General features: G+C 65.2%; 3 protein-coding genes. All 3 read right to left on the minus strand.

Annotation, left to right across the window (positions count from 1 at the left end):
• On the minus strand, positions 1–1284 hold a 1284-nt coding region (locus tag Q1J95_RS12425), incomplete at its 3' end, for a hypothetical protein (RefSeq protein ID WP_300268000.1).
• Complete coding sequence (locus Q1J95_RS12430) at positions 1281–3863, minus strand: hypothetical protein (RefSeq protein ID WP_300268003.1); 2583 nt, start codon at positions 3861–3863, stop codon at positions 1281–1283. The genes Q1J95_RS12430 and Q1J95_RS12425, both read right to left, overlap by 4 nt.
• Positions 3863–8014 (minus strand): hypothetical protein (locus tag Q1J95_RS12435; RefSeq protein ID WP_300268005.1); only part of this gene is annotated, 4152 nt, incomplete at its 5' end. The genes Q1J95_RS12430 and Q1J95_RS12435, both read right to left, overlap by 1 nt.

The raw sequence follows: 8014 nt of genomic DNA on the forward strand, positions 1-8014 counted from the left end.
CGGCACGCGTTCGAGCAGGTTGCCGTAGCGATCAGCGCGCCACAGCTCAGCCTGTATCGAAAACACACCGCGAGGCCGGGGCACGTTGGTGACCAGTCCCGGCGCGGTCAGCTCGTACCAGCTCCACGCGCGCGGGTGCTCTATCAGCGACCGGCGCTCCCGCTCGGTCAGCGGCCGGTCGAATACGATCAGGCTCTCGGCGAGGAACTTGTCGGCATCGTTCCCGGCTCCGAGGGACATAACGGACGACAGTTGGAGCGGGGCGTTGAGGACGGCGCTCGTCGTCACCTCCTCCCCGTTGACGAAATAGCGTGACCGCTCCCCGATCTTCCACGCCATGCCCAGCGTAAGCGGCTGCGGCGGGATCAGGTCCGGGTTGTGGTGCTGCGCGGTCGCCCCCGCCCCGAAAGTCAGGCTGTGCGTGCCCGAGGCGAAGATCAGGAAATGGTTGCCGATTGCTTGCGCTCGCCAGATATCGTTGTAACGGCCTGATCCGGGGAAGAAGTCCGGCAGCGTGTGCAGCCGTATCTGGACCTCGCCCTGCGTGGCGTCCAGCCTCCCCGCGCTCGGCGTCCGGACCATCGCCCCGGCCCGGGTGCTCGTGCTGTCGTGCGGCGTGCCGGTCCATGCGTGCCCCGCCCCCAGCGCCCCATCGCAGTACGGGGTGGCATACGCCTTCGGCTCGACTTGCGCGCACGAGATATAGAACTCGTCGTCGGCGTTCCACGTGCCGCTGAGATGCGCGATCTGGATCGAGCCGGTCGCGGCGGCCGCAACGTCCTCAAAGGTCGGTGTCACGACGCGCTGCCATTCGTCGCGAATACTCATATCCACGAGCGAGCTGCGCGAGCTGCCGCTCACGACGAGCTGCACGATCAGGTCGCCGCTGCTGTAGCTGCTCGGTACGTACACGTACATGCTGCCGGTGTAATCACCCGCATTGTTGTACGTGATCGCTGTCGCCGCGCCGGTAAACCCGCCGCTGATCGTCGATGTCGCGCGCACGCGCAAGCCGGTGCGCACCCCTGCCGGAATCCCCGTTGGCAGATCATCCCTGCGCGTGATCTCGCGATTGGATCCGGTCGCCCAGCCGGTCGTGTCATGCGCGCAACGCGGGTTCCGAACGTAGTTCGTCGTCGCCTCGGCCACCTGCCACGCCGGACCACGCAGCCCCGGCACGATGATCGCCCCGCCCTGAATATCCGGCTCCACCGGCCCGTTGCGGTCATGGCTCCCGTGCGGCGAGAGCAGCAGTGTTGGCTTGGGAAGTCCTCTCAGACTCACAGCGCGCCCTCCTCTCCGGCGATCTGCGTGATCGTCAGGCTCATGCGCCCGATGTCCTCGCGGTGCTCGTCGTCCTCGTCACCGTCGCGAATCATCGCGAAGAATGCGCGCCCTCGCGGATCGCGGTAGAAGATTTGGCGCGGGGCGATGCTGCGCTCCCCGGTGCGAATCGGCGTCGCCATTGCGCGCACGTCGCGGATGATCTCTAGCGCAGTGAACGATCCGTCCTCGGCATCGAGCACCGCAAAGTCGCCGTCAATCTTCAGCGAATCGCTCGTGCCCATGAAGCCGATCGGCTCCGGCCCCCAGCTCGGCACGATCTCGACATCGGTGACCCACTTCGGCTTGCGCTTCTTCCAGTAGCGCAGCGGCGCGCCGAGATCATCCGCGTCCATGCTCGTGATCGTCGTATGCATCAGTGACACGCTGCCGGTGCCCTCAACCACTTCGCTCTCCACAATATCGATACCGTTGACGACCATCAGGTAGCGAAGCCGATAGCGATATGAAACCCTGCTGGCTACCGTCTTGTCGATGAACACGGTTTCGCCTCGCGTCAGGAAGTGCGCGACGATCTTGCGCTCTCCGGTCGCGGTATTCTCACGTTCGAGCAGGTACCCGGCAAAGTCCTCGTCCGACACGATCTCGGGCAACGCTTGCGCCCAGCTGATCGCGATGCGGCTCCACTCGTCGGGCACGTGCTGATACTCGTATGGCCCCGGCGTCTTTTCTACGGTGATCCAGTCGAGTGCTTCCGGCGCGGTGTAGCTGACGTAAATGCTCGTGGTCGCGCTGCCGGTCAACCCGACCGTATCCGTGCCGATCACTTCGATCGTGTACCCGGTTTCGTTGCGCAGCACACCGGCTGGCACGAGATAGTCGCCACCGGGACCGCTCACGGTGATCTCGCCACTCTCATGCACGACGCCGCCGCCGTCCTCGCGAATCGTTACCGTGAACTTGGTCAGCGACTTATCGCTGGTGAAGATCACTTGCGGCGTGCCGACATCGATCGTGCCGTCCGGCTCCGTGATCGTCAGCTCCGGCGCGAGCGCATAGGTGACCTTCTGCCAGCTCGACCAGTCACCGACCAGCCCGTGCGGATCAGACGCGCGGCATCGCCACTCGTACACGTCATGGTCCGGCATCTCATTGTGATCCGGCTGCGCGTAGTGTCGCCCGTTCGCGAACCAGCGACGCTCGCCCGGAACGAAAATGCCGTTGCCGGTGTCGCCCTGCTTGCGGATATAGAACCCGCTGTCGAGCGATGCGCTGCTGTCCGTGCTGTCGGTCATGATCGCGCTCAGCTCGGGCCGGACGCTCGTGACCGCATTCGGTCCCGGCTGCAGACTCGTCGGGATGTCGGGGAACGAGTTGACGGTGAACATGCTGCTATACGACCAGCTGCTCCACAGCCCGGTCGTGTCGCGAGCACGCATGCCAACGCGATACATTCTGCCGCGTTCCAGCTCGGGCATGTTCATCCCGGCGAGGGTCGTCCAGCGCCCCACCCATTCGTTCGGTGCGAGCGTGACGCTGAACACGTCCGAGACAGCACCGACGATCACGCCATTCTCGTCATGCAGTACGAGTTGGATCGCGTTCGCGTTCAGGTTGTCCGAGTGCGTCCACGTGCCGCCGATCACGGTCGTCGTCTGCCCCAGCAGTCGCCGCGACGCATCTGCCCAGTGTGGCTCGTAGGCATTCTGTGCCACGTCCACATCGACCATCGCGCCACCCGCGTTGATCGTGAACGCCCAGCTCGCGGTCGTGCTCGGCGTATCGAACATGTCATAGACAGTCGCGCGCGCAACGTAGCGCCCTGCCGGAAGCGCGGTCGGCACGGTCCAGCTCGCGCGTCGCGCGGTCTGCTGAGCGCTGCTCGCGTTGACGATGCCGCTGTCTCGTAGCACGCTCGTCTGCGCGCTGTTGAGCACTTGGAACCGGTACTTCTTCAGCTTGTCAGCTTGCCCGACCGAGAACCCCGGCACCGCTTCGTTCGCGTCGCGAAAGTTCACCGCGAGCGTCGGCTGGCTGCTCGTGATGATGCTGTTGTGCGCCGGGGCGAAACCGCTCGGCGTGTCCGGTTTCACGTTCGCCTCGTATTCGAGCCACAGGGACATCTTGCCCTCGGGCGCGACCCGGTTCGCGGCATACGTCACTGGCAGGATCGAGCCGTCCTTGTCGTGCATCGGGTGACCGCTCATGTCCTGCCCGAACACGTTACGCGCTGATCCGTGCGCGCCCAGCGCGAGCGCATAGTTGGTGTTGGCGAATATCTGCAGCGGTGCCGTCAGGTTCGCACCGTGATCAGCACCGCTCGCGCGATCCGCCATGTACGTGTTGACGTAGAACGTCGAGGTTAGGGCAAGTCGCGACGCGATCGAGCTGCCGCTGACCGAGTACACCGCGATCTGCATGTTGGTGCCGGAGCCGGTGTTGTAGCCCATGCGACCGGCTGCACGATACGCCCAACCGTTGCTCCCCGGCTTCCCCATGATCGAGCCGCGACTGCTGCCACCGTAGATGTAGCCCCAGCCGCCGTCGAGACTGCCCGGTTTTCGTCCGAAGATCGGCATTACAGCGACCCTCCATCCATGTACGCCGTCGTCAGCAGCTCGACCGCGCGCTCAGCGAACGCTTCGCTGCTTTCACCCGGCTGCTGTGTCACGTGCAATGTGTTGTTGATCACGACACCGGCCCCTGCGGTCGTCGTGAGACTGCCGAACGTCGCGGTCGCGCGCGTCAGCGCGCTCGTGTCGAGCATCGTCGTGACCGGAGAGAGCGGCGGTGTCGCCGCGAGCGCGAGCTGCTTCGCAGCGCGTGCCACGTCGCGGATCAGGTTGAGCAACCCGACCACGACGCCCTCGCCCATGAACTCCGCGATACGGCGGGTCATCCTCGACGGCGACCGAACCTCCGCGGCCTTGCGCATCGCCCGGTCCACCTCCGCCACAATCTCGTTTGCGGCCGCCCGGACACTTCCCAGCGCGCCCCGGAGTCCAGCAGCCACGCCCTCACCGGCTGCGGCACCGACGCTGCGTCCGGCAGCGCTCATCTGCCCCGAGTAGCCGCTGATGATTCCCGGCCAGCTGCTCGCGCTGTTGCGGATCGCGCTGCTCGCGTCACTCATGCCGTTCGATACCGACGTGACGAGATCGCGCATGGACGTGCGCGTATTGCTCACCATGTCGGAGAGGCTGCTCCTCACGGCACGGCTCATCGAGCTGAACGCGGTGCTCACGTCGCGCTCAGCGTTTCGCGCCTGATTCGCGACCTCGCGTGCCATGTTCTGGAACTCGGTGCGCGCGTCGCGGCTCATGTTCGCCGCGTCACGGCTCACGTTGTTCTGCATCGTCGTGAACGCGCGGCTCACGTCCTGCTGCATCTTGTTCGCTTCGCTCGTCGCGTCGCGATTGAGTCCCTGCATGGTGCTGCGGATGTTGTTCGCGAACGTGTCGAAGCTCGTGACGATGCGCGACAGCGCCGGGTCCAGCGCGCTCTGCAGGTCCGTCGCGATGCCGTTCGCGAGCGTCGTCATGTCGATCGCAGCGGCGGCAATGCCCTGCGCGCGATCGACCCACGAGCTGATCGCGCTGCTCAGTGACTCACCGCTCAGCGCACCGATGCCGGACGTCACAGCCATATCGAGCGAGCGCGCGACCGCCATGCCGACGCCCTCGCTGCCAGCGCTGCCGATGCTCGTTGCAGCACGCCCGATCCACGAGCTGATCGCCCCGGCGAGCGATTCGCCGCTCAACCCGCCGAGTCCAGCCGTCACTGCGGTATCGATGCTGCGCGCAACAGCAAGCCCGACGCCCTCAGCCCCGGCGTCACCGATGCCCTGCGCGGCATTGCTGATCCACGTTTCGAGTGCCGGTCCAATGTCAGCGGTCTCGCCAGCTTCACCGAGCGCCGTCGTGACCGCTTCCGCGAGCAGGTTCGCAATCTCATCCGCGACGGTTTCGAACGCGGTCGCCTCGATGCTGCCCGACGCCTGTTCGAACATCTCACCGATGCCCTCACCGATCGCCGTGCCGCTCGTGTCTCCCGCGTAGCTCTTGAAGCTCTCAGCGAACGTTTCGCCAATGTCTTGCGAGACTGTCGCGAAGTCGCCTTCGCTCACGTGTCCACCGGCTTGCTCGAACATGGTCGAGATGCCGTCGCCGATGCTCGCGCCGGACGTCCCACCCGCGTAGCTCTTGAAGCTCTCAGCGAACGTTTCACCGATGTCCTGCGCCGCGCCGCTCAGGTTGCCCTGCGGCACCCAGCCAGCCGCGTTGTCGAACATCGACACGAGCGCGCTGCCGATTGTCTGGCCGCTCGTGCCTTCCGCGTAGGTGCTGAACTGTTCCGCGAACTTTTCGCCGACCTGCTGCGCGGCCATGTCGAGATGTCCGGCTTCGAAGTAGTCAGCCGCCTTGCCGATCAGGACCGCGACGCCGCGTTCGATCTCGCTCGTGTCAGCTTCACCGAGCGCGGTGCCGAGCGCGGTCGTGATCTTCTCCGCGAGGCCGCTCATGCTCACAACAACGCTGCCGCTCGCGCCCTCGATCGCGTCAGCCGCTTCCTGCGGCACGCCCTCGACCTCATCGCCGCCGCCACCGAGCCAGCCGAACAGCTTGTCCCACAAACCGGTCGCCCAGCTCTTCAGCGTGTCCCACGCCGCATCGACCTTCTCCATGACCGCGCTGGCGATGTTCGAACCGAAGTCACCGAGCGCGCCGAGAATGTCATCGAGGCTCGGCACGTTCCCGCTGATCCAGTCCTTGATCGCTTTCAGCAGGTCGCCGAAGCCGGACACGAGATCGCCCACGATGTCGGCTGCGTTCTGCCACAGCAGCGTCCAGACACCCTTGCCCGGAATGTGACTCGCAACCCACGACCCGATCGCGCTGAGCAGGTTCCCGAAGCCCTCGACGATCTCGCCCACGATGTTCGCGGCATGCTGCCACAAGACGCTCCACACGCCCTTGCCCGGAATGTGGCTCGCGATCCAGCTGCCGATCGCGGTGAGCAGGTTGCCGAAGCCCTCGACGATCGTGCCGACGACATCCTTCGCGTTCTGCCACAGCTTCGCCCACGACTCAGCTCCCGGCACGTGCGACGCGATCCACGACGTAATCGCGCTGAGCAGGTTGCCAGCTACGCTGATCACCTTCCCGGCGATGTCCTTCGCGCCTTCCCAGATGCCGTCCCAGCTGATGCCGCCGACGTGCGACGCGATCCAGCTCATGACGGCTTGCGCGAGATCACCGGCTGCGCTCATCACCTTGCTGGCGATGTTCTTCGCGCCCTCCCACAAGCTGTCCCAGCTGATCGCTCCGGCTGCGCTGCTGATCCACGCCATGACGACGCTCGCGAGATCGCCCAGCATGCCGGGGATCGCCGCGACCGCGCTCTTGAGTCCTTCGAACAGGCCCTGCCAGTCGATGCTGCGGAACATGTCGATCAGCGCGTTGATCGCGTCGCGCGCGTTGTCAGCAATCCACGACTTGATCGCGCCCCAATCGATCGCTTGGAACGCGTCCCACAGCATCGTCGGGATGAGGATCGCGGCGTTCGCGATCACCTGCAGCGCATCGAGCACGGCATCCCCGATCTTGGAGAAGAACCCGCTGATGTCGCCGCGCATCAGTGACGCGAACGCGCTCGCGAGATTGCCGACGACCCCGACGATGTTCGAGAGAATGCCCTGCACGCGATCGAACGTATTGGAGAAGCTGCTGAACCGGCTGCGCAGCGAATCGAACGCCCACGCGAGGCCGGACTGGATGATGTTCGCGAGATCGCTGATCACGTCGCCCACCGCTTGGAAGGCATCGTTCATCATCTCGCCAACGTCACCGACGAGATCGCCCAGCTTGCTGAGCGCGCCCCGGAGATCGCCGGAGAGCAGCTTCGCGACCGCGCCCCATGCGGTTGCCGCGACCTTCCCGGCGCTGCGCATGAGATTCGCGACCGTCTGCGCGCTTCGCCCGATAATCGGGAAGCGCTGCCCGAGCTGTTCGACGTACTGCGCGGCAAGCCCGAGTCCCTGCTGCACCGCGCTGCCGACCGCGCTCGCTGCTTGCGAGAGTCGCCCGAAGCCTTCCCCGAACAGGTCGAGCGCGTTGCGTGCGTGCTGCATCGCGTCGGAGAAGTTGCCTTGCCACAGCGCAGCGATTGCGCTGATCACTTCACGCGCGCCCTCACCGATGCGCTGGATGCCGTAGCCCAGATTCTCGAATGCCGCCATGACCGCATCCGCGACGCCCTGCAGCGGCCCGAAGTCGATCGTGCTCATGGCGCGCGTGATCGCGATCAACCCGGCACTGATCGGATTGAAGATCAGGTTGAGGCTCTGGAACTGGGCCTTGAATCGATCGACGAACGGCGAGATCACGCCCCACGCTTGCCCGACGACACCGACGACCTTCTGCAGCCCGTTGATGATCGGCACAGCGAAGCCGAGGCCGGATGCCTCTGCCTGTGCCTTCATCGCTTCCAGCCCGTTGTTGATGCGCTCGAACAGCGTGAACGTCTGCCCCGCCTCAGCGTTCACTTCGATCTGTGCATCGAAGATTTCGCCGGTCGCAAGGTCGATCGTCGCCCAATAGGGACCATCCTCCGCATCGATCAGGACTTGCGCGGTCTTGCCGTCCGCGTTGGCGACCGACTCGATAATGTCGCCGATCTCCTCGCGGGTACCATCCGCGTTCGTTTTGAACGCGGTGTAGACGGTCACGCC

Origin of the sequence: Microbacterium sp. (assembly GCF_029263575.1) — a bacterium.
Classification (GTDB): Bacteria; Actinomycetota; Actinomycetes; order Actinomycetales; family Microbacteriaceae; genus Microbacterium.